This window comes from Cronobacter sp. HA18003, from assembly GCF_011605905.1.
Lineage (GTDB): Bacteria > Pseudomonadota > Gammaproteobacteria > Enterobacterales > Enterobacteriaceae > Cronobacter > Cronobacter sakazakii.
On the sequence record NZ_JAANQO010000021.1, the window covers coordinates 42,991 to 62,723 of the forward strand.

The 19,733-nt window shown below is 50.0% G+C and carries 28 protein-coding genes, 1 other RNA gene and 2 pseudogenes; 7 read left to right on the forward strand and 24 right to left on the reverse strand.

All coding sequences use genetic code 11. The features are described 5' to 3' along the window. Nucleotides 1–19: 19 nt before the first annotated feature. Both G6041_RS11345 and ssrA read left to right on the forward strand, forming a co-directional pair. The gene (locus G6041_RS11345; protein ID WP_012123990.1) at nt 20–253 is read left to right on the forward strand and encodes a hypothetical protein; all 234 of its coding nucleotides are present in this window, start codon (nt 20–22) and stop codon (nt 251–253) included. A gap of 311 nt (nt 254–564) precedes the next feature. Beyond that, nucleotides 565–928, forward strand: a transfer-messenger RNA (tmRNA) gene (ssrA, locus tag G6041_RS11350). Nucleotides 929–1,176: 248 nt separating this feature from the next. On the opposite strand, the gene G6041_RS11355 is transcribed toward ssrA, so the two are convergent. The 7 genes and pseudogenes from G6041_RS11355 to G6041_RS11385 all read right to left on the reverse strand — a co-directional run bounded on the left by G6041_RS11355 (nt 1,177) and on the right by G6041_RS11385 (nt 8,159). Beyond that, nucleotides 1,177–1,503, reverse strand: a complete 327-nt coding sequence (locus tag G6041_RS11355; protein WP_014728240.1) for a hypothetical protein — start codon at nt 1,501–1,503, stop codon at nt 1,177–1,179. Between the two features lie 2 nt (nt 1,504–1,505). Further along, on the reverse strand, nt 1,506–1,745 hold the full coding sequence (locus G6041_RS11360) for a hypothetical protein (protein WP_007850237.1): 240 nt from the start codon (nt 1,743–1,745) through the stop codon (nt 1,506–1,508). Nucleotides 1,746–1,897: 152 nt separating this feature from the next. Further along, complete coding sequence (locus G6041_RS11365) at nt 1,898–3,781, reverse strand: tail fiber domain-containing protein (RefSeq protein WP_014728239.1); 1,884 nt, start codon at nt 3,779–3,781, stop codon at nt 1,898–1,900. A gap of 58 nt (nt 3,782–3,839) precedes the next feature. Next, the gene (locus tag G6041_RS11370) at nt 3,840–4,796 is read right to left on the reverse strand and encodes a DUF6453 family protein (RefSeq protein WP_014728238.1); all 957 of its coding nucleotides are present in this window, start codon (nt 4,794–4,796) and stop codon (nt 3,840–3,842) included. Nucleotides 4,797–4,798: 2 nt separating this feature from the next. Further along, nucleotides 4,799–6,367, reverse strand: a pseudogene (locus G6041_RS21440) (phage tail tip fiber protein); the annotation flags it as partial. Continuing rightward, nucleotides 6,367–7,635 (reverse strand): annotated as a pseudogene (locus G6041_RS11380) (terminase); the annotation flags it as partial. The pseudogenes G6041_RS21440 and G6041_RS11380, both read right to left, overlap by 1 nt. After that, nucleotides 7,635–8,159 carry a terminase small subunit gene (locus G6041_RS11385; protein ID WP_014728222.1) on the reverse strand — a complete coding sequence of 175 codons (525 nt, stop codon included), beginning with the start codon at nt 8,157–8,159 and terminating at the stop codon, nt 7,635–7,637. The gene G6041_RS11385 and the pseudogene G6041_RS11380, both read right to left, overlap by 1 nt. 21 nt (nt 8,160–8,180) lie before the next feature. Here G6041_RS11385 and G6041_RS11390 point away from each other — a divergent pair, with 21 nt between their 5' ends. Next, nucleotides 8,181–8,399 (forward strand): hypothetical protein, encoded by a 219-nt coding sequence (locus G6041_RS11390; protein ID WP_071819681.1) that lies wholly within the window; start codon nt 8,181–8,183, stop codon nt 8,397–8,399. Nucleotides 8,400–8,682: 283 nt separating this feature from the next. Here the strand turns inward: G6041_RS11390 and G6041_RS11395 are convergent, their stop codons facing one another. From G6041_RS11395 to G6041_RS11470, 16 genes are all read right to left on the reverse strand, one after another. Then, nucleotides 8,683–9,291, reverse strand: a complete 609-nt coding sequence (locus G6041_RS11395; RefSeq protein WP_014728221.1) for a DUF2441 domain-containing protein — start codon at nt 9,289–9,291, stop codon at nt 8,683–8,685. 39 nt (nt 9,292–9,330) lie between these two features. Further along, the gene (locus tag G6041_RS11400) at nt 9,331–9,777 is read right to left on the reverse strand and encodes a lysis protein (protein ID WP_014728220.1); all 447 of its coding nucleotides are present in this window, start codon (nt 9,775–9,777) and stop codon (nt 9,331–9,333) included. 3 nt (nt 9,778–9,780) lie between these two features. Then, nucleotides 9,781–10,287, reverse strand: coding sequence for a lysozyme (locus G6041_RS11405; RefSeq protein ID WP_041460823.1), 507 nt, complete (start codon nt 10,285–10,287; stop codon nt 9,781–9,783). Then, the gene (locus G6041_RS11410) at nt 10,284–10,526 is read right to left on the reverse strand and encodes a hypothetical protein (protein ID WP_236908681.1); all 243 of its coding nucleotides are present in this window, start codon (nt 10,524–10,526) and stop codon (nt 10,284–10,286) included. Before G6041_RS11410 ends, G6041_RS11405 begins: the two co-directional genes overlap by 4 nt. Nucleotides 10,527–10,802: 276 nt before the next feature. Further along, nucleotides 10,803–11,546, reverse strand: coding sequence for a PP2C family protein-serine/threonine phosphatase (locus G6041_RS11415; protein WP_014728217.1), 744 nt, complete (start codon nt 11,544–11,546; stop codon nt 10,803–10,805). Next, nucleotides 11,543–12,322: a protein kinase domain-containing protein gene (locus G6041_RS11420; RefSeq protein WP_014728216.1), complete on the reverse strand. Its 780-nt coding sequence runs from the start codon at nt 12,320–12,322 to the stop codon at nt 11,543–11,545. The genes G6041_RS11415 and G6041_RS11420 overlap by 4 nt, the downstream gene beginning before the upstream one ends. A 190-nt stretch (nt 12,323–12,512) precedes the next feature. Continuing rightward, complete coding sequence (locus tag G6041_RS11425) at nt 12,513–13,217, reverse strand: bacteriophage antitermination protein Q (protein WP_014728215.1); 705 nt, start codon at nt 13,215–13,217, stop codon at nt 12,513–12,515. Beyond that, complete coding sequence (locus G6041_RS11430; protein WP_014728214.1) at nt 13,214–13,576, reverse strand: RusA family crossover junction endodeoxyribonuclease; 363 nt, start codon at nt 13,574–13,576, stop codon at nt 13,214–13,216. Before G6041_RS11430 ends, G6041_RS11425 begins: the two co-directional genes overlap by 4 nt. Beyond that, nucleotides 13,573–13,860 carry a DUF1364 domain-containing protein gene (locus G6041_RS11435; RefSeq protein WP_032970690.1) on the reverse strand — a complete coding sequence of 96 codons (288 nt, stop codon included), beginning with the start codon at nt 13,858–13,860 and terminating at the stop codon, nt 13,573–13,575. The genes G6041_RS11430 and G6041_RS11435 overlap by 4 nt, the downstream gene beginning before the upstream one ends. A 2-nt stretch (nt 13,861–13,862) precedes the next feature. After that, nucleotides 13,863–14,063, reverse strand: a complete 201-nt coding sequence (locus G6041_RS11440; RefSeq protein WP_007850319.1) for a hypothetical protein — start codon at nt 14,061–14,063, stop codon at nt 13,863–13,865. 3 nt (nt 14,064–14,066) lie between these two features. After that, entirely contained in the window at nt 14,067–14,522 is a 456-nt protein-coding gene (locus G6041_RS11445) for a YbcN family protein (protein WP_014728212.1), read from the reverse strand. Nucleotides 14,523–15,277: 755 nt separating this feature from the next. Further along, complete coding sequence (locus G6041_RS11450) at nt 15,278–15,586, reverse strand: hypothetical protein (protein WP_007668845.1); 309 nt, start codon at nt 15,584–15,586, stop codon at nt 15,278–15,280. A gap of 12 nt (nt 15,587–15,598) precedes the next feature. Beyond that, the gene (locus tag G6041_RS11455; protein ID WP_014728211.1) at nt 15,599–16,321 is read right to left on the reverse strand and encodes a replication protein P; all 723 of its coding nucleotides are present in this window, start codon (nt 16,319–16,321) and stop codon (nt 15,599–15,601) included. Then, complete coding sequence (locus tag G6041_RS11460; protein WP_014728210.1) at nt 16,318–17,097, reverse strand: replication protein; 780 nt, start codon at nt 17,095–17,097, stop codon at nt 16,318–16,320. The genes G6041_RS11455 and G6041_RS11460 overlap by 4 nt, the downstream gene beginning before the upstream one ends. Before the next feature lie 119 nt (nt 17,098–17,216). Continuing rightward, nucleotides 17,217–17,549, reverse strand: coding sequence for a CII family transcriptional regulator (locus G6041_RS11465; RefSeq protein WP_014728209.1), 333 nt, complete (start codon nt 17,547–17,549; stop codon nt 17,217–17,219). 78 nt (nt 17,550–17,627) lie between these two features. Then, a complete protein-coding gene (locus G6041_RS11470; protein ID WP_032984179.1) occupies nt 17,628–17,828 on the reverse strand; it encodes a Cro/CI family transcriptional regulator in 201 nt (66 codons plus the stop codon). Nucleotides 17,829–17,902: 74 nt separating this feature from the next. On the opposite strand from G6041_RS11470, the gene G6041_RS11475 reads away from it, so the two are divergent. The 3 genes from G6041_RS11475 (at nt 17,903) to G6041_RS11480 (ending at nt 18,900) form a co-directional block, all read left to right on the forward strand. Next, nucleotides 17,903–18,307 carry a helix-turn-helix domain-containing protein gene (locus tag G6041_RS11475; protein ID WP_014728208.1) on the forward strand — a complete coding sequence of 135 codons (405 nt, stop codon included), beginning with the start codon at nt 17,903–17,905 and terminating at the stop codon, nt 18,305–18,307. 177 nt (nt 18,308–18,484) lie between these two features. Further along, nucleotides 18,485–18,613: a hypothetical protein gene (locus G6041_RS21580; protein WP_255491435.1), complete on the forward strand. Its 129-nt coding sequence runs from the start codon at nt 18,485–18,487 to the stop codon at nt 18,611–18,613. Nucleotides 18,614–18,624: 11 nt separating this feature from the next. Continuing rightward, nucleotides 18,625–18,900: a hypothetical protein gene (locus tag G6041_RS11480; protein ID WP_237714227.1), complete on the forward strand. Its 276-nt coding sequence runs from the start codon at nt 18,625–18,627 to the stop codon at nt 18,898–18,900. On the opposite strand, the gene G6041_RS11485 is transcribed toward G6041_RS11480, so the two are convergent. Next, complete coding sequence (locus G6041_RS11485; protein ID WP_071819680.1) at nt 18,871–19,158, reverse strand: hypothetical protein; 288 nt, start codon at nt 19,156–19,158, stop codon at nt 18,871–18,873. The genes G6041_RS11480 and G6041_RS11485 overlap by 30 nt on opposite strands. Nucleotides 19,159–19,501: 343 nt before the next feature. Here G6041_RS11485 and G6041_RS11490 point away from each other — a divergent pair, with 343 nt between their 5' ends. Next, on the forward strand, nt 19,502–19,708 hold the full coding sequence (locus tag G6041_RS11490) for a phage encoded cell division inhibitor protein (protein WP_014728206.1): 207 nt from the start codon (nt 19,502–19,504) through the stop codon (nt 19,706–19,708). Nucleotides 19,709–19,733: the final 25 nt, after the last annotated feature.

The window sequence follows — 19,733 nt, forward strand, 5'->3', positions numbered from 1 at the left end:
TGTTCATTAATGGACACTTATGGGTTACCCCTTACCAGACAGGGCGGCAGCGGGGAGGGTTAATTTACAGAAACGTTATGAAATACCTTTAAAAAAGACTAAAAACAGCGACTTAACGCAAAACGAAGCGGTTTATGTGTACAAAACCTTATCAAAATGTATAAGCAACGCGGTGCGGTTTGGCAAAGAAATGATAAAAAAAGAGGGCTTGCAGAATAAAAAATGTGGTCTACCTCGCTTAATTAATTGCTAAGTATTGGAATTTTAAAAAAAGTCCACACCCGTTATTAGTGCAAAATAAAATCATCCAAAATGAATTAATCATTCCGTTCTTAAATAAACGTAAAAATATATCGTGTTTTCTATTTTCTTTATTTGCCTGGAAATCCAAGGGGTATTTAACATGATGCGCTTATACATAACGACTCTTTGTGTAGCGACCTCTCGCTTTTTCCAACTACCGAAGAACTCAGCGATAAGGCCAAAAATGCAGCAGTCAGCAGGCGAAACGATATGGACTGGTCACGCACGGGTAAACTCTGTTATACTTAGCGTTACACTTTTGGGGCTGATTCTGGATTCGACGGGATTCGCGAAACCCAAGGTGCATGCCGAGGGGCGGTTGGCCTCGTAAAAAGCCGCAAAAAAATAGTCGCAAACGACGAAAACTACGCTTTAGCAGCTTAATAACCTGCTTAGAGCCCTCTCTCCCTAGCCTCCGCTCTTAGGACGGGGATCAAGAGAGGTCAAACCCAAAAGAGATCGCGTGGATGCCCTGCCTGGGGTTGAAGCGTTAAAACTAATCAGGCTAGTCTGGTAGTGGCGTGTCCGTCCGCAGCTGCCAGGCGAATGTAAAGACCGGACTAAGCATGTAGTACCGAGGATGTAGGAATTTCGGACGCGGGTTCAACTCCCGCCAGCTCCACCACTTTTGATAGGACTGCAACCGGACAGAGGCAATAAATACAGTCACTTACGGACACTGACCAGACAGTATGCAGACCGAGAAAAGACAAAAATATACACGTGAAATGCACGTGCACTCTGAGAGAACCCCAGATCCCACGGTCTGGGGTTTTTCTATTTGTAACTATGAGTAACGAAAACCCATCCGTAATTGAAGTCATGTTTCAGGACTTAAGTTGCTCTTCATAGGCAGAGTAGTTTATGGGGGCATTAAATGACTGGCCGTTGATTCGTGATGCTATCCATGCTGTGAATGGTATGGGTTACGACACCAACTACTTGCACATCATCCAGAGAAGTCCCTTCTAGCGCCTCGCCATCGTCGGTAATGATCGCGCTTTTAGTGATGAAGCCGAACTGTGTATTGCCGTACAGTGAGAATAGAATCGTGACACCGATGCTAGGCATTAAACTGATATCGATCACCGCGTAGCCGGTAGAAGTCTCAACGATGCGGCTGTTCATACCAATAGCGCATATCCCATCGAGAGTTACGCGGCGCTCGATAAAATCGGTGGCGGGAGACGGGAAACCCATAATCAGATCCCCCCGTTCGGGTTGTACATGGCGAGAGTGCGGTTTTCGCCTTCCTCGGTCGATATGTCTTTAAACGTCGTCAGACAGGCATCCATCCACTCGTTCGCCTGTTTCAGCGACCAGTTCCAGTTAACAGCAGCCAGCTCTTTCACAAAGTCGGCAGTTGTGACAACGCGGCGGCCTCTGGCGTCGATCTTCATAGCCCGGCGAAAGGCGGTTTCTATTTCGTAATAGCGCGGCATAATTTCCTCCCCTTAAAAAATACTGTATATAGATACAGTAGTTTCATGAAGAAATTAGATCAAGGCAGTGGAGCCTATCAATCGCAGCGGCAGAATATATTTTCATGGTCGATCACGGTTACAGAGCGGCCCTCAAGGCCGCTGCTGGTTCATCATTCGCTGATGGTGGCATCCCCGGAAGCCGTCAGACTGGCGGCTTTCGCTTTCATATCTGCCAGTTCAGCTTTGAGAGCGTCTATTTCTGCCCGCATTTCTTTAAATGCTTCAACATACAGCGCTGACAGCGCGTTATAGTCGAGCGAAAGCGGGTTCTCAATCGTTCGGCATTCCTTATCAATAGTAGTCTTATCCGCCTCGTATTCAGTTACGGCCTCCGGCAGCACCTTCTGAACGTCCTGTGCAATCAGCCCGGCATTTCGCACAGTATTCTGCACCGTCGTATGCATTGAATAAGTTACGCCGCGAAGCTGGCAAATCTTATCGAGGGCACTCTCTACTGGCTTAATCCAGAATTTAGCCCGCTCGTCAGAGATGTTGGTGAACTTAACAGCGCGAACCTCCCCCGTAGCGCCGTTGACCGACATTTCTGAACCCGTCGCGCCTGTAGAGCTATTGTCTGGCCTGATGCATATTAATTGCCCGTTTGCGATAGGCCTTGAATAAATAACCCCACGATTTTTGTTGTCGCTGTTAATAAAATAAAGATGCGCGTTTGCCGTGGTAGATATAGCTTTAGAGTTTAAGTAACCAGAGCGAGACTCAATTGTTGAGCCATACCATCCCTTGTTACACCCGGCCCATGCATCTGTCATTGTGATACTTGTGCCGTATTTATAGTTGGTCATTACGGTGTCATAGCTTGCCCCGGATCTGCCCACAAGCATGATGTTTGAATTATCACTATCACGAATAAGCATGTAAGTTGCCTGGTTCGCTCCGGCAGGGCGTAACGTCAAAACCTCGCCATTGTTCTTAAACTCGGCACCATAGCCAGACATAACGCGACCAGACGGCTCAACCTCCCCACTCTGCTTGATCGTGAAGAATCGCGCCCCCGTCGGGTTACGGTTAACGATTGACGCGCTGCCAGTTGTTGTGTCGCACCACAACTCTATCCGGGCTTTCAGTTCACCGTCAGTTCCGACAATTTCAGAAAATAATGCATGTGCCCTTACCGCATCATCAGAAATCATTCTTGTGTAGATGTCGCTGTTACCTTTTATCAGGTTGAATTCGACATTATCAGAAGCGCTGAGACCGAGATTTTTTCTTGCGGCTGTAATATCTGAAACATCTGCCAGGTTCAGATCTTTTTTCAGCACTTTTGTTGTGTCGAACGAATCAGCAAGCTCTTGCGCCCGATCCGCCTGCTGTTGAGCCTGAGAAGCCGACTTATTCGCAGACGCTGCCGAATTAGCCGCGCCGCTGGCACTGGTGGCCGCAGCGGTGGCGCTTTGGGTAGCGCTGGCCCCGGCCTTCTCTGCCGCCTGCTGCGCTGCTGCGGCGCTGTTCGCTGCCGTCTGGGCATCATCACGCGCAGATTCTGCTGCCGTTTTGTCAGCGCTTACGCTTTTCTGCGCCTCCTTTACTTCGTTAACCATTTGCTGGAGCCTGTCAGGATCGAGATCTTCCAACAAATTCACGATAAACGGCCAGCTCGGCCCTTTAAACTCGCTACCATCAGGTAGCGTAACAGTGACGTTGTTGCGCTCTGAAAATACCTGCTGCCAGTTCGCTTTGTCATGGTTCAGGCCGCGTAACGCTTCGGTGACCTGGTTCACGACTTCCATCGTTATCTGGCTCATGGTGCTGCGCGGCACCGCCGACCATGCCAGGCCGTCAGCGTCCGGGCCTGTATAAGGTTTGGTTAGCGTCAGCGCCGTGTCGCTGTCCACTGACTTAATCGCCAGCGTATAGACAACCTGCCCGGCCGTGAAAACGATATAATCACCGGCGGCCAGCTCGGTGGTAAATGGGGTTCCGGTGCCTGTAATGGCGGTTGCGCCGTTGGCAATGCTGATAGTGCCTTTAGCCATTCAGTTAACTCCTGAAAACAAAAAACCCGCCGAAGCGGGTTTTGCAGTGATTAAACGTTCAATACATACTGTCGAGCAGCAACACGTTCATGCCTGTTGACTTGTTCACGTCGAGCGAATAATTAGCCGTCCAGATCGAAGCAACATATCCACGCCCCACCCGCACCGAATTACCCGACCGCACCAGCCCCTGATATTTCGCATAACACCAGCCACCAGCAACATCGGTCTGCGCCCCATACCGGCCCAGCATGATGTATCTGTCGCCGATATCCGTTGCGGTGCCGGAGGGCTTGTAGAATTTATTGCTGAAAATGAACGGGCGTTTAGTGGTTGAAAACGTGCATTGCCCTTTACTGTTAAAGAAATTAAGCCCCGGGCCCGCCACTGGCGCAACGCCGGTCGCAAAGATAACCACGTCCATTGTCACGGTGGCGTTGACGTTCGCCCCGTTGCGCTCTGCTAAGGCTCTTACTACCTTGCCGTCATACTCCACCACGACACCGGACGCACTCCACTTTGCGAAAACCATATAAGATTGCCGCGTATAGCTGGTCGATGGCGGAGACCAGGAGCCAGTAAACGTCACCCGACCACGATACACGCACTGCCCCACGGTGGCGGCATCGGTAATCGCGGTAAAGTCAGTACTGTCAGAGATGTACAGTCCCCGGTTCCCCGACTGACTGGCCGGCAGGATTTGCCACACCGTGCCGGGATAAATTGCGCCATCCATTTTGTAGTTCGACCAGGCAGTAAAGGTCAGTGTGTTCCCGCTCTGCGAGACGCTGGTCAGAATATCCATATCAGGGATCAGGCTGGTACTCCCGTTGGGATAAATCCCCGCAGTGACATGCGGGGCAAATAACGCGGTTGCGCCGCTCACATACCCCGGAATGGTGTATTTAAAACCATGCCCGGACGTGTAACCACAATAAGATGGGCAGCGAAGCCCCGCTGTGATTTGCATCGCCGGGCCGCCATCTTTCAGGTCGATATATAATCCGCTTGGCATTGTTACCACGTTCCCAGAATAATACGGCCACCGTTAGCCAGATTGACAGTCACACCATTACCGTTAATAACCACAGTGTTACCGGCGCCCGTCATGGAAAAACGCCCTTCTGTGGCGACGATGGTTCCGCGCACCGTCACGTTGTTAAATTCAGCGGCGCCCGACTTGTTAATCGTCCAGCCGGTTTTACCGGCCACATAGTCATTCGACTGGATAAACGCGCCAATTTTGGCGTTAGTGATCGTACCGTCCTGAATAAAGGCGCTGTTCATGAACACCTGCCCGTTTACCACCGCAAACGGTGAATAACGGTTATCGCCGCTGCCGCTCATCACCACAAACTGGTTGGCATTCACAGCAAAACGGGTATCAACCTGCGCACCGTTGATGGTGACAGCCACCGACATTCCGGCATCGTAATACTTCCCTTTGTACTCCACGCCGGTTTTCATGGTGTAGATGGCCGAGCCGCCGTTGGCGTCAACATACGCATCCATTTTGCCTTCTACCGCAGCGGCCACCTCGCCAAACTGCGCCACGACCGTATCGTTGATCTCGCTGATGGCTGATGTGTTGTCTGCCGTGGCTTTTTCCAGGCGGGAGGCCGTGGCTTCGAAGTCTTCAAATTTCGCGTTAACAGTGGTTTCAAGCGCCGCAACGGATTTACTGGCATCAGAGGCGAGCGTCTGCGCCAGAATGATGCCTGCGCGGTTTTTGCCGTACTGCTTCCACTGTTGTTTAACCGTGTCGTGACTGCTCAGGGCGTTCTGCAGGATGGCTTCCGGGTCGAGGGTTATCTGGCTTACCAGCGCCTCGCCGTCCTCTTTCGTCAGAAAGTCGTCAGCGATATCTTCCAGGTAATCACTCGCCTGGTCGTTAGCCATCCCGTCGATCCAGTCAGTCCAGCCGGATTCGTTGCCGGTTCTGTCCACCAGTTGCGCGCGGTACATAAACCGCTCACCGGCTTTCAGGCCGAGCTGTGAATAATCGCGCTGCGGATAGGGCACATCAGCCAGCAAAAGCGGGTTTTCGGTGTCACCGTTAACCGCGTACTGAATCTCGGTTTTGAGCGTGTCGCTGGTGTCAGCCGGGAAGCCCCACGTTAGGCGCACGCCCCAGTTCAGCGACTCGGCAGAGAAGTTAACCGGTTTTGGCGGGTTCCCCAGCTTGCCGGTCAGCGTCGTTAACTCTGAATAACCCCAGACGCTGGAGACTTCCACGGCGTTAATCGCGCGCGCGCGCACCAGGTAATCACCGGCATAAATGCCATCGATATCGAAGCCGCAGACCGAGGAGCGCGGGATGTTCACCCAGTTGTTGTTATCGCGCCGCCACTGGGCCTCATAAGCGATAGCCCCTTCAACCGCATCCCAGGTGGCGTGGAGGGTCTGGATCGCCATGCCCTGATTAATCACCGTGAAGCTTTCAATCTTCACGTTTTGCGGCGCGGCGACGTGGCCCGGCGGCACGACACTGATCGGGCGTTCATCAATGATTGCGCCGGTATCGATGCGCTCATATTTATCAGGGTCATGCCAGGCCGCGCTGATGGTATAAGTGCCGTCGCCGTCACCAGCTCGATCCCCTCAGCAACACCGAGCTTCGGCACCACACTGAACGAGATCGAATAGATTTCGCCGTCCACCTCATAACCCTCACGCGCAAGCTGGCGGCGGGATTTGCCGTCGTTCGCAAACTCGCGGTTGTCTATATCGTGGGGCGCCCAGTGTTCGGCGTAGGTGTATCCCTTTTCTTTAAGGATCTTCATGTAATGGCGAAGCCCTTCGCCGCTGTTCTCGTAGTAGTCGATGATGTGGAACTCGTTCCCCACCACGCGCACAAACCAGATAGCCGTTGAGTCACCGACGCCGATATCCCAGAACGTGTAAACAGGAAGGTGATCGTTATCCGGCAACTGGCCGATGCGGCGCTGTGCGTAGAGAAACGCGAACTGTTTCGCGTAGTAAGCGCCTTCAACGGACTGCTGGAACGCCTCGGCGGGGATAGACGGGTATTCCCGTTTCATGTCGTCGCCGAGGGTGGTTTCTTTGGCCTGATACCACGCTTTCTGGCGGTCGTTGAGCGTAAGGCGGTGCTTTGCCTCCAGCTCATCGAAATAATCGCGCAGGCGCTGTGATAGCGGCTCTACGGGGTCGATTGCATACTGGGGGTTCATCCACCAGCTGAAAAAGAAGAATTTCCAGCTCAGTTGAGAGAGGGGCGCACCAGATAGCGCCGCTTTTTCCGCAGTCTGGCAATAATCGAAGAAATAGCCCGCGCGGCCTTCTGCTGTGCTTTCAATCGTCGTGAAACAGTCAGTTGAAACAGCTTCAAAAGCACCAGTGACAATTTCGCGCGCCTTGTCCGGGTACTTTGCGCAGATCTTCCCGAACTCGGACACATGAAGATAGCGCAGCGTGCCGCCACGAAACGATGTCGAAACATAGAGCGAGCCGCCCTTCTTAAAAACCAGCTCGCCAGCGGCATCATTAGACGCAGGATTAGCCGCCCGGATCTCAGCAGGCAGTCGATCATAGGCATATTTGATTTTCTCCCGGAAAAGGCGCTTTGCGTCATTGAGGGTGTGAGCGATAAGCGCGCACTTTGCGCCCTCAAAGAGCGCGGCATCGAGCTGAATGATGCACACCAGCGTTGTAAAACCGAGCTGGCGCGCTTTCAGGATGATGTTTCGTGTATGCATCCCCTCGAAGTAGGCCAACTGCTCCGGGGTCATTTTGAAACGTACCGGCTTCCCGCGTTTGTCGGTGATCCAGTACAGGTGGTTAAGCCGCCAGAATTTATCCCTTAGCCGTGCGAGGTGTTCAGGTCTAAGCGCCATCAGGCACCCCCTGAAAGCTCATCCATCAGGTCGGAAAGTGAATCAACGGTGTGATTGGTTTTCACCTGTTCACGGAACGCCTGAACATCTACGTGTTTGCCAAGCAGTTCCAGGTTCTTAACTTTGTCCGGCCATTTAATCTTTTTGAGGATCGTCTCTTCGGTTTCCTCGTCAAAGTTGCGAATAGTCGAAGCCAGGTCGATGCCCTGTAGCGTGATACGCCAGCATCTGGGCCACTGGCTAACAGCCTTTAACGATCCGTCATCGTTGAGAATGTCGGCCACGTCCATCTGGTCAATCTCAACTAAGCGCTGGAGCACATAAGCAGCATTTATACCCACGTCCTCGTTGCGCTTATTCTTGAGTTCAGCGATTCTGTTTTGGATGTCAGGTTTTGACAGGTTTTCGGAGGCGGTGCGGTTAGCCGTTTTGACGCTGTACCCCGCCCGAATCGCCGCCTGTGTGGCGTTTAAGTCGATGAGGTACTCGCGACAGAACATTTCTTGTTTGTCGGTGAGTGCCATAGGTTACCTTAAGGAAAAAACATGAGTGATGAATACAAAAAGCGAATTGGCATCCCCAATGAACACACCCTTGAACTAGTTTCTTCTAACTGGAAAGGTGCAAGAAAAGGCCAAGATACCGATGAATATCTTTATCGTGAGTTAGATGCAGAAGGTAATGTCGTAGCAACATATGAAATCGAAGATTCAACCTCGACTTACCCACCATTTGGAAGATCAATTTCCTACAGAAAAGTTTAATTATTTGAATAGCTAACATGGCATTCCAGAAAAATAAAATTATATCTGTTATTGCCATGTTTTAATATATCAATTTAACAAGGAGATAAGAATTATCATATTAGCTCATCAGAAGAAAAATAAAGCCTATTAACTGTTACGGTTATAAATACCCTAAGAATATCGCCAGTCTAGACTATCATCGTTACATTGTGTTTATGAAAATTCTGCTTTTGCAAGGTCGCGCGAATTATCTGGTAATTTCTGGAAGTATAGGAATTAACCAAAAACCGCCATAAGGCGGTTAGTTAACTTGCTCTCTCACCTCTAGAATACCTTCAAACAATATTTCTCTGGCCAAGGGGTTTTTGACTACGCCATGCCAATATTGCCTTGCTTTGTTGAGGGTCGTCTCATAAGGTTCAACGTCAGAAAGCAAATGTTCATCACTTGCAGTATGTAGTTTACCATTGGGTACCACGCGGAATATATTGTATTCTTTTGAATCTTTACCAATGCGCCTGAGCCAGTAGTTTAGGTTATCTTCCCCTTCTGCAAGCCAAATACACTTTTGTCTAGATGGCAGCTCGCTAAATTCCTCTTTTCGGATATTTTCCCAAATTAACTCTCGCGTATAATTGCTAAAAAACTTTGCAGTTTCAAATCCTAGTCTGGCTACATATTTTGAGTCAGAGTTGAACGCTCTTCCCTCCTTGATTTCCTGCAAAACATATAACCGACTTACTTCAACAAGGCCATTTGACGTTTCAAGCCAGTCTTTAGGATAGTCAGGGAATAAATAGTAATTGAAATAAGGATTCACGGTCCCAGTTATAAGAGTGTCTCCAACTTTTACAGGCTCGTACTGGCTCCATTTGCGGCTTTCTTTATCTGCTATGTGATAGTAATCCATAGTATTAGTCATCCTAAATATGATTATTGAATCACTATACTATCTCAAACATTGTTTCATAATGTACTGTTGTAAACCTATTATTTGCTTTTCGGTGACTTCGATCCTGTTTCTAAGGGAAAAATAATCCCGTTGAGCGGCGTCATCAAGTCGGGGGGCGGTTGCATTAGCGCCGCCGGTGGCGCCGGTGGCGTTACGCACTCGCTCACAGGTGGCGTTGAGCTGCAACCGGTGAGTGCCGTTAGCGACATCAGCACGCAGCTGATCATTCTCCGCTTTGACACGGGCAATTTCTCCTGTGTACCAGGCATCAAGCTCTGCAAGTTTGCGCTGGTTCTCCAGCATCTTTTTATTCGCATCTTCAACAGCATTTAATTCCCGATTAACTGCGGTTAAGGATGCCTGCGACTCTCTGAACTGGTCGTGGTAATAGAACGAGATGAGAGTGGCAATAAGGGCCAGCAGGCCCAGCAACCGGGTTAACATGGCTCACTCCTTGAGGCAGAGCGCACGCTCTTTCTGGCTCCTGGTAACCAGCCCTGGCAGCTCTTTACCTGCGGCGTAACGCCATCTCAGGAACTGATCGCAGGTGGCGCGCTGTTCGCCCTGCCGGAACATGCGAAACAGCGTCGAGTTTTTCACTTTGCCGCAGCCCACGCGAAACGTCAGAGATACGGCAGCGCTGAATGCGTTTTCGGTCAGCCTGTCACCAGCGCCATAGCGAATTACGCAGCGTTCAGCCTCCAGGATGTTGCGCTCCCAGTCTTTGGCGATCTGCTCCATCGATTTGCCGTAGCGCACGCCGTGAGTGTTGCCGATCCCGTCGGTAAGCACGCCAGCCGGGCAGACGTATGGATTAACGCGACACCCCTCGGCATTACCGATCAGCTCAAGCCCTTCCTGGTTGGTTCGGACGTTCCCACCAGCCAGCACCAACATGATCGCCGCCACCACAGAACAAGCCCCACCAGCTGCGCCCGCTTTCTTCCTGCTCATTTGAACATCCTCGGCTTTGCGACCACGCGGCCTTCTCTGGCTGCGCGCTCAATCGCCCGCGTTTGCCTCCACTGGAAAACGATGGAAGCGATAAAAGCCAGCGGAGATATGATCAAGGTGGTGACCAGCGCCCACTCATAAAGTGTTAGCGAGTGGAGCTGCTCATAGAACGAAGCCAACGCCAGCTGGATAGCCCCCAGCCCGTGCGGCGCGTAGTGGATGGTAATTTTCTCATTCATGGCGAACGCCGCCGGATGCGGCCCATTAAAAAAGCCCCTCATCGGGGGCTTTGTCAGTTGATACGTTAGCGGGCGGGGTCTCCCAGGCCATATAGCCGTTAGGATCGCGCCAGATAAGGTCTGGTGTGCTATATTCGTTGCAATGCCGTATTAAATAGATGTTGGTAGCCAGCGTACATAGCTAGCCACGATAGGATATATTATCCTATATATGACAATAATAATTTAAAGCCCCAGCTAATGATGAGGCTTCAATAAAGAAGATAAAGTAATTTACTAAACTAATATACGTTTAAAGCTAGCTGCTATCAAAGAATGATCATCATTTGGACCTAGGCGCTGAATCCTTTTATGCATATTTGCAGCAAAATTGTTTGCATTATTCATGGTTGTTACTGAAAAACGCGGCCTATGCTCCCAAAAAGAATGGGCCCCATCAGACATAATGACTAGCATCAATGCACCATCTTCATCAGCAAGTTCATCTAACGGAATTTTCAAAAATTGATAGTGCACTGGTAATGTCTTTGAGATAGCAGCAGTAAGCTTATTTTTGCCAGGTAGCGACTTAAGTTCCTTACGCGTATACAGTCCGTCATCAAGCAGCTCTTGATGTTGTGTATGATCTTTTGTTAAAAGTTGAAGCTTAAGACCTATTCTTGCGTATATCCTTGTATCACCTACATGGACAATATATACATAGTCGGAATTTATAAAGCAATACGACAATGTTGTTGCAGCCTTAGCTTCATCAGGTTTTTTTTCCGCGGCCTCGGTGAGTTTATTCTTGATGTTATTTAAAACTAGTTCCGGCTCTAAGAACTCAGGATATTCAATCGCACTAAGGCTATTTATCGCAGTTTGTGCGGCTTCATTTGCTCCGGCATACGAACCAACGCCATCAGCAATGGCAAAGAGATATCCATTTCCAGATGACTTGGGAAGCAAAAATGCATCCTCATTCTGCCGGAAATGATCTTTAGCGAATGAGAAAGCGCCACAACTTAAAAGATCTATCATTTCGCTCTCCCTGCAACTATGCCATCAAGAATGTCAATCATTTCTGCAACAGAATCATATCTTGAACGAGGTGTAAAGGCTGCCGACTTATCAATCAACGCATTGATACCATCAATGTGTGAAATGTTCATTTCGTTAGCTATCACCCCAAGAGAGTAAATATCTGATTTTATAGTATAAATACCTTTTTTTGCCTCATCAGACATATATTTTGGAGTGCCTATGCCTATTTCTTTATTTTGGAGAACTTCAGAAAGAAAGTTGGATTGAGCCTCTGAATCTAACTTTTTTATCAGTCCGAAATCAGAAATCTTGTAACATTTTTTACTATATCTAAGTATGTTTTCCGGCTTCAAATCTCTGTGAAGCATTCCGTTTTCATGGAGGTACTTTACTCCACAGAACACCATGCGCAGAATGCCCAATTTATCATCATCGGTTAGGATTTTGTCATCAAGTTCAGTTCTTAGATCTGATTGTGCTAACCCCATGACAAACCAAGGGCTTTCAGCGTTCAAATGATGAATGTATATGGGAACAACGTTGTCATGGCTGCATTTGGCCTGATATTTAACCTCACGTCCGAACCGTTGTTTCCAGTCTTCAAGACTAAAAAGTTCGTTAATTAGTGCGGGATTCACTGAAAGCACTTTTCTTGCATACATGCCACTGAGATGGCCAAGCGTATTGTAGACTTCAATCAATTCTACTCGCCCGAAGGTCCCTCGCCCTAATTCACGAATAGGCTTAATCTGGTAATTGCCTCTTGTTTCCATTGCCGGCTCGCTCCTGATCAACATTAACGAAAAGTTACACCTAAAATGCGGGCATTACCATATGAATCAGAGCATTCAGGGTTGACAAAAGCATCGAAAACTAGAGTGCCACTTAAAAGCAATAAAAAAGCCCACTCAAAGTGGGCTCTATAATTTCGGCGATAATATCAAATCTGCGTCAATTCTGCCCTTAAAAATCTACTTTTTCAAGCATCGGCATCGAATTTGCACGCTTTTGTTTTTTTCTGACCGCATTGACGTTTATCAGCGCGCTTTGGTCTAACCGTTCAAACACCGCTCGCATGGCCTCCCAGTGCATTGCGTAGCTTTTCCACCAGTTTTTAGCCGTGACGCCCGTCAGCGCCGCCAGCTCTATTTGCTGGTAGGTCTTGCCTCCACCGATCCCGCCACGCAGTTCTCGTTTAACGTCCTGCGCCGCAAGCCATACCAGCGCGCGCAGGCGTGCCAGCGTTTTGGCTGCAATGCGTTTCCCCGCCAGTTGATCGCTGAATGCCTCCCAGCCCCAGCGCACGATCTCTACCTGGTGGGCGTAACGAGTGGCATCGGCATAGCACCACATTAGCCAGGCGGTTTCGTGTGGCTCCAGCGCCAGCAAGGCGCGCCGCCAGCTTGCGGTGGCATACTCGACCGGCAGCACCAGCGGAATATGCGAGCCTTTGGCGCGCGACTGCACGCCAGGCACGGGCTCATTCCAGACGGCTACCAGTTCGCCCGTCTCCGGGTCAGTTACTTTAAGCGGCTTGCGCTTGTAGCGGTTGGTGATCAGCTGGGCATTCTCCGCGAACGCCACCAACTGGCCTTTTGTGCTGCCGCTCAGGTCAGCCGTCGCCATGATCAGCTCCTGGCGGATAAATTCATAAGCCTGCGCTCTCACTGCTCGATCTCCGTTATTTTGATTCCCAGGCGGCCACCAGGGATCACTTCGCCCCGCACCACTTTCAGCTCGTCTATTTGCGAGTCGTTTTGCATAAAGCCGCCTTTCTCCAGCGAGTCGCAGACCGCTTTTAAAATGTTGTCGATATCGCGGCGGCACCTGTCCGGCATGTTCGCGATAATACGTAGTTTCAACCGCGCATCGGTGTTTATGTCGAGCTTCAGGATGTGAAGGATTTCCGCCACGTCGCGGCGATACTGGCACCCTTTCTTGTTGATGTAGGTAATACCCCTGCCCCTCCGCCAGTAGTCGTTAACGCTCGGCGGATATGGCAATGTAAATTCATAATCGCAAGTCATTTAATCAGCCCCATTTTCAGCCAGATAATCAGCGTTCTCGCCATTCCTTCCAGTGCGCACGTATGCGCATACTCTGCTTCGGTTAACCGCGTGCGCCGGTCGATTTCGTCGTGACAGGCGCTGCACGCTATAGCTCCCAGCAGATCAGGCGGCTTGATCCCCATCCCGCAGGTGCCGGGCAGGCGGATATGCGCCAGCACGCTGGTTTCGGGGTTGTGATTACAGACGCCGGGAATGCGTACCTGGCACTCGATGCCGCGCGCGGCTTTGCGTAAGTCAGCCACGATCACCCCCAAATCCGTTGTTGATACGTTCTGCTGGGGCGCGGTTCGTGACGGCTTTCCGGCAGCTCCACACGCACAATGAATTTCCGGCAGTCGGCAGAGAGAAAACGCTCAACCTTCACGCCGCGCTTGCGGTACTGGTTCATCAGTTCATCAGCTTCTGCATGGGTACAATCTGTGTGCTCAAACCATGTTTTGCGCATCGGTTAAGCCTCCTGTTTCGCACGCAGTTGCGCATATTCGCTATCTTCGGGAATGGTGAGACGGCAGCCGATGTTCAGCGCCCAGCCCTCTACCTGGGTGAGAAAAAAGTGCATTTCGCCGGTATCGAGATCGGAGGTGTGCCGCAGGGAGCGGATCGTGGTTTTTTCGCCGGTGATGACGTCGGTCATTTCGCGTTCTTCATAGCCGAGATAGGAATGCTTAAGCGCGTCTTTAACCCATGCCGGAGAGGCAAAGGTTTTACCACGCTTGATCAGGTAAGCGCTGACTTCAGAGAACCACATGTGCGCCAGCGCGTTCTGTGAGAGGCTGCGAGACTCTCGCCACGGTTTGATGATCAGCCGGAAGCAGTCGCCGCTTGCCAGCAGCGGCTCTAATTGCTTGCCAATCGCTGCGAAATTGGATTTATGCAGCCTTACGCCGTCTTTCGGGAAGCTCACGCCGCACCCCCAAAGAGGCCGGACGCTGAACACAGAAAAACCCCGCTCACGGGTAAAGCCGAAAGCAGGGCAAAGTCGGGGAGTTTTAGAAATTGCATCTGCGCCATAAATTCCGTTGAATGGCACAGTGTTACTTAGCGAGCTGTTCAGGCTCGGATGTTATTTTAACTAAAACCAAATATCCTTTGCATCACTGCGAGCCGCAGATGAAACCATTTCCTTTAGAGTTTTAAGGGAACACACAAACTCATTGTTTCTAAGCGCTACTGAACGCCAGCGGGATTTATCGAATCGCGTAAACAGCACTCTTTCGGGTGTTTTCCGTTTCCCGCTGCGCGTCTTTACCTCATCGATTTTTCCAACAACCTTACCGCTTTCGCAGTCGATCAGAACTAATCCACTCTCCGGCAACGTTAAATTGACTACTTTCAAGATGTTGGTCTCCAAACAGGTGATAACTAACAACGAAAGTAATCAGGCCTGATTAATTATCAGCGCGATTATTGGATGATGAATGATGCAATTCAATGGTTGTTTAAGCATCACTTAACGATGCAATGACGCTGCTAAAATGCATGCCATATACATCTATCTTAAATTGACTGGCATCAAATCAAGGCCTGGTTGGAAAAGTGCATTATTTGATCTAAAAGCAAAGGCCCGCCGAATTGGTAGATAGCAACCAGCTCTTCAATAACGGTATCACCATATACTGGCGTGGCCCCAAACTCTAAATCAAAAAATAAGCCGCCATATCACGCGCTCCTGGCGTTAAAAGCCGATGAGGCAGGGATTGCCCCATATACGCAAAGAACGCGCCTCATAGCGCCGCTCAGGCGGCATTCGTCAAAAATCACGTTGACGCTCTCGCCAGTGTTATCTCCCGGCAGGCTGTATATGAGCCTCCGCCAGTCGCGCACAGCAACCAGCTCGCCGTTCATTTCCATCCTGCGCGCCGCGTGCTGCACCGATTGCAGAGAGACGCCGTAGGCATTAACAATTTGCTCAGTGGTGAAGCTGGGGTGCTCCAGCAGGTAATGTTTAATGGCTTCGCTTGCTGTCATCGTTCTGCCTCATCAAACGTTCTTGCGTGGTTTCTTCAAAATGTCGCGCCGTAATCTGGCGATGATTTCTAAGCCCCGCTCACGGGAAACGGGCCGCGGCCTGGGCTGTTCAATCATCGGCACCGGATCGGGGATGGTTTCGCCGCTGGCGATACGCCGGGCCATATTCAGCAGCTCCGCCTTTGCCTGTTCGGCCAGCTCTTTCTCTGTCCAGCCGTTAAGACGCATACCGCTATACAGGCCCGTAACCAGCCAGTAATGGGCGGCATTCTGCCAGGGGTAATCCGTTGGCGAGGCGTAAAGCCCACGCCGGGCGCAGTAGGTGCGTACCATCGCCAGCAGTTCGGCCACTGCCGGAAGCCCGGCCTGCTCGAACTCCCCTTCCCGGCACCAGTCGATAAACTGCCCAGGCGACGGCCAGAATGGGGAAAGGCTGGCGCGTGCTCGCTTCATACCTGCGGCCAGTTGCTCACGTCGGGTGATGCCGTTCTCGGCGAAAGCAACGATCCACTGCTGCTTTGCTGCGGCCTCGTCGGCCTCGGTGCGCAGGCTGGTGGCGTTTGCTGCGGGAAATACCTGCTTGAGCTGGCGAAACAGCGCATCAACAAGACGCTCAGCCTCGGTGTTTACTACGCCCTGTTCGGGGCGCTCCGGCGCCGGATGGTATTTACCTGCCAGCCGGGAGAGCGTGCGGTTGTCGCGTTGCGCGATGGCCTGAATCAGTTGCTGGCTCAAAACACGTCCTCCCACGCTTCCGGGCTGTTCCAGTGCGGAACGTGTCCAGCGTTAACCGGGGCCACGCCGCGTCCGGGCGCTTTGACGCGGAATAAACCCTGCCAGCCGTTGGCGATGGATTGATTGACCACTTCCGCCGGGTTGTCGCCAGCATCCCGGTACTGGCTCAGCAGCTTGATGGCCTTCGTCACGGTCAGCATGGACTTGATCGGTTTTTTGCTCTCGGTGCGGTACTGAACCCATTCACGCCAGACAGCCGGATCGAGCCAGTCAGGCAGATCGACCTCCAGCGGGTTGAATTTCGCCTTTCCCCCCTGGGGGGTTAGGGGGGTTATATATATTTTATTTTTATTTCTTTTGTGTTTAGCCGAGTTGGCTAATGTTTTATTAGCCGAGTTGGCTAATCTCTCATGGTGAGTTGTATTAGCCGATTTAGCTAAACTTGTATTAGCTGTTTTGGCTAATGTTTTGCTGTTTTGGCTAATACCTGTATTCCAGTCTGAAACGACTTTGTTAATGCCAATTTGATTGCCCGATGAAACAAGTATGTTCATCGCGATAAGCTCATTTTTTGCCTTGCAGATGTGGGTATGATGAATTCCTGTTTCCTCGGCAATCTGCACATTAGAAATGCGATCCAGCGCTCTGCCGAACCCGTAAGTTTTGCGCATTACCGCCAGCACAACTTTCAACTGTCGCGCCGTCAAATCGGCAACAATAACAGCCTCAAGTAGCTCATTTGCGATTCGGGTAAACCCGTTATCTAAGTCAGCCACACGTTCACAGACCTCCCGTTTTTCAGGGTATAACTGAACAACTTCACCCAACCGGGAAGTGCCAGCGTTTACAGGTTTCAAAGCTCTTGGCATAATTACCTCGCAAATGGACACTTTATTTATTTGCACTCAGAAGCCCCGGAACTGTTGGCGCAGTCCGGGGTTTCGCCTTTTAAATGCTCCAGCATCGAGATCAGCGCTTTCGCTACCTCTGCCGTCTGCTCGCCTTTGATGATTACCGTCTCGTCACGATCATCAAATCCAATTACCGCCAGCAACCTGGCAGCACGCTCAACAAAACAGTTCTTCCCGGTCTGCATCCGGCTAATTTGTGAGTGGTGGATGCCCATTTTCTTGGCAACCTGCGCGACGCCCAAGGCGGCTATGCCGCTTCTGATTCGGGTTTCGATCTGTAATTCCTTGCTGGTTGTGCTTTTTTGTGTGGTGTTCATAAACAATGATTCCCAATATTCCTTTCAATAAATAAAATCAGATACTTAAAGATGGTTATTAGTTATTTATCGCTTCGCTTAAACATGCCTTTTCTTGTCACAGGCTTCATAAAAATCAGGGTCATACTTGAGTACTCCATTGGTAATGTGATCAAGCCTAGCCGCGCGCTTCTCTGGCACGGTTTCACCCCATCTGGTGACAGCAACTTGAGATATTCCCAAAGCACGAGCAATGGCAGCTTTTGAACCAAAATGACTGATTACACTTTTTGTATACATGCACCCTCCTAGTAACTTTGGTTAGAAAATTAAATCCTAACTAATGTTATGTCAAGTTAACTTATATTAATGCTATGAAAACTGCACATATCAGCGAACGCATCTCGGCAAGGCGCAAAGAACTTGGGTTTACCCAACAACAGCTTGCTGACAAGGTTCAGAAGTCGAGCGTCAGCGTCTTTAAGTGGGAGAATGGGCAGACAGAGCCTAAGGGTAAAAGCCTCTTTGCTCTTGCGGCTGCGCTTAGGTGCTCTCCTGCATGGTTGATGTTTGGTGATGAAGACAAGTCACCCGCTCCAGCCGATTCACTTCCAACCGAGCTGGACGAAAGGCAAAAGAGGCTTCTAGACCTGTTTGAATCACTTCCAGAGTCCGAAAAAGAATCTATTATCAGTGAGTTAGAAGTAAGGGTTGATAACTTTAACCGCTTGTTCGAAGAACTACTTAAAGTAAGAAAAGACCGCCCCTCAAAAAAATAAAGGCAACTAATTCAAAGGGTTGCCTTTTCTTATGCCTGAAATACTAACTTTTGTTAGTTTTTTACTTGCCATGAAAATTACCTTTAGTTATGCTTATCTCATCAACAGCAATCACGGCTCAGTGATACTTAGCAAAACGTTCCGCCAACCCGGCGTTAAGAGGGTAATGAGGTAAGCATGGATAACAGCACGATCATGGAAAAGGCATACGAAGATTACTTTGAAAGCCTTGCTGAAGGTGAAGAAGCCCTTAGCTTCAACGAGTTCAATCAGGCGCTATCCAGCAAGACAAAAGCAAACGACTGATGAGGTTTACGATGGGCGAGACAAAACTGAAACACGTTATTGCGCTGCTACTGGAAGACGCAAAACGCCTCCAGCAGGTGGAACCAAACGCAGGCACCGAGGCCCGCATTTGGATTGCCCGGAGGGCACTGGCAGAGCATCAGGAAAAAAGAATCGCCGATGACCTGTGCTCGCACATTCAGCGTTTAAAAGATGTGATTGGACATCTTGAAACAGCAACAGAAGCTACCGAAGCCCGGGAAAGACTTCTTGCGGAGCTAAAACTTATCCAGACCGAGCTGAAATGAGTCCTTAATCTCATAAACCACGATTCGTGGATTAGGCCGGATTTGTTGAGCAATATTTTTGGCGAGATGGCCAACGTAAGAGACTGATTCGGTGCCACTTACGTTATAAAACACATATTCAGCATCAGGTAGACTGAAGAAGTCATCGCTACCAGGAAATCTGGCGAATTGATAAAAACCATGTGCTTTCATTTTTTCATGTAAAGCGGTGTAGTCTGCGGTTTCAGAATTACGTAATTCTACGCGAACAGAAAACATAAGAAGATTTATCCTTACTGGTTGTGTGGGAACTCCAGTATACCACCTCGCCTGATGTGGCTAAAAGCAGGCACACAACATGAAGCGCATTTCACTTATTCACTGACTCGCCTGGGAGTAAACGCAAACGGCGGAATGCGCTTCATATTGTGGTGAATGCGGCTAAGCGCACGCGGGGAAGGCTGGTTTTGTTCTCCTTTTCAGTGCAAACCCCGTCTGGTATTCAGCCTTGACCAGACACCGGGAGGCACCCGGCACCACAATACTCATTGCTGTGTGTAGTCTTTTGCCCGCTTTCGGGCGGGCCTTTTTTTCCGAAGACTAAGAAAGGGAAAATCAAATAATGAAAGGTCAGCATTACGGCATCCAGAAAGTCATTCGTGGATGCGTTCAACCGGGAATGTTAGTTTTTCACAATAACAAAACGTGGACGGCTTCAGCTAATTACGGCGGCAAACTTTATTTAAGAACGCTTTCAGAAAAAACCCGAATCAAAGATATATGGGTTGACGTTCTTCTTGATGGTCACGGCAACGCACTGACAAATTAATTTAACCCTGACGAAACATTAAATG

Coding starts and splice junctions, on each gene's coding strand:
- G6041_RS11490 (WP_014728206.1), top strand. CDS start 19,502: ATGAAAGGTCAGCATTACGGCATCCAGAAAGTCATTCGTGGATGCGTT.
- G6041_RS11345 (WP_012123990.1), top strand. CDS start 20: ATGGGTTACCCCTTACCAGACAGGGCGGCAGCGGGGAGGGTTAATTTA.
- G6041_RS11405 (WP_041460823.1), bottom strand. CDS start 10,287: ATGAGCAGGAAGAAAGCGGGCGCAGCTGGTGGGGCTTGTTCTGTGGTG.
- G6041_RS11450 (WP_007668845.1), bottom strand. CDS start 15,586: ATGACAGCAAGCGAAGCCATTAAACATTACCTGCTGGAGCACCCCAGC.
- G6041_RS11470 (WP_032984179.1), bottom strand. CDS start 17,828: ATGTATACAAAAAGTGTAATCAGTCATTTTGGTTCAAAAGCTGCCATT.
- G6041_RS11360 (WP_007850237.1), bottom strand. CDS start 1,745: ATGCCGCGCTATTACGAAATAGAAACCGCCTTTCGCCGGGCTATGAAG.
- G6041_RS11475 (WP_014728208.1), top strand. CDS start 17,903: ATGAAAACTGCACATATCAGCGAACGCATCTCGGCAAGGCGCAAAGAA.
- G6041_RS11395 (WP_014728221.1), bottom strand. CDS start 9,291: ATGGATTACTATCACATAGCAGATAAAGAAAGCCGCAAATGGAGCCAG.
- G6041_RS21580 (WP_255491435.1), top strand. CDS start 18,485: ATGGATAACAGCACGATCATGGAAAAGGCATACGAAGATTACTTTGAA.
- G6041_RS11365 (WP_014728239.1), bottom strand. CDS start 3,781: ATGGCTAAAGGCACTATCAGCATTGCCAACGGCGCAACCGCCATTACA.
- G6041_RS11440 (WP_007850319.1), bottom strand. CDS start 14,063: ATGCGCAAAACATGGTTTGAGCACACAGATTGTACCCATGCAGAAGCT.
- G6041_RS11370 (WP_014728238.1), bottom strand. CDS start 4,796: ATGCCAAGCGGATTATATATCGACCTGAAAGATGGCGGCCCGGCGATG.
- G6041_RS11420 (WP_014728216.1), bottom strand. CDS start 12,322: ATGGAAACAAGAGGCAATTACCAGATTAAGCCTATTCGTGAATTAGGG.
- G6041_RS11355 (WP_014728240.1), bottom strand. CDS start 1,503: ATGGGTTTCCCGTCTCCCGCCACCGATTTTATCGAGCGCCGCGTAACT.
- G6041_RS11390 (WP_071819681.1), top strand. CDS start 8,181: ATGAGTGATGAATACAAAAAGCGAATTGGCATCCCCAATGAACACACC.
- G6041_RS11410 (WP_236908681.1), bottom strand. CDS start 10,526: ATGAATGAGAAAATTACCATCCACTACGCGCCGCACGGGCTGGGGGCT.
- G6041_RS11415 (WP_014728217.1), bottom strand. CDS start 11,546: ATGATAGATCTTTTAAGTTGTGGCGCTTTCTCATTCGCTAAAGATCAT.
- G6041_RS11400 (WP_014728220.1), bottom strand. CDS start 9,777: ATGTTAACCCGGTTGCTGGGCCTGCTGGCCCTTATTGCCACTCTCATC.
- G6041_RS11485 (WP_071819680.1), bottom strand. CDS start 19,158: ATGTTTTCTGTTCGCGTAGAATTACGTAATTCTGAAACCGCAGACTAC.
- G6041_RS11385 (WP_014728222.1), bottom strand. CDS start 8,159: ATGGCACTCACCGACAAACAAGAAATGTTCTGTCGCGAGTACCTCATC.
- G6041_RS11480 (WP_237714227.1), top strand. CDS start 18,625: ATGGGCGAGACAAAACTGAAACACGTTATTGCGCTGCTACTGGAAGAC.
- G6041_RS11430 (WP_014728214.1), bottom strand. CDS start 13,576: ATGACTTGCGATTATGAATTTACATTGCCATATCCGCCGAGCGTTAAC.
- G6041_RS11465 (WP_014728209.1), bottom strand. CDS start 17,549: ATGAACACCACACAAAAAAGCACAACCAGCAAGGAATTACAGATCGAA.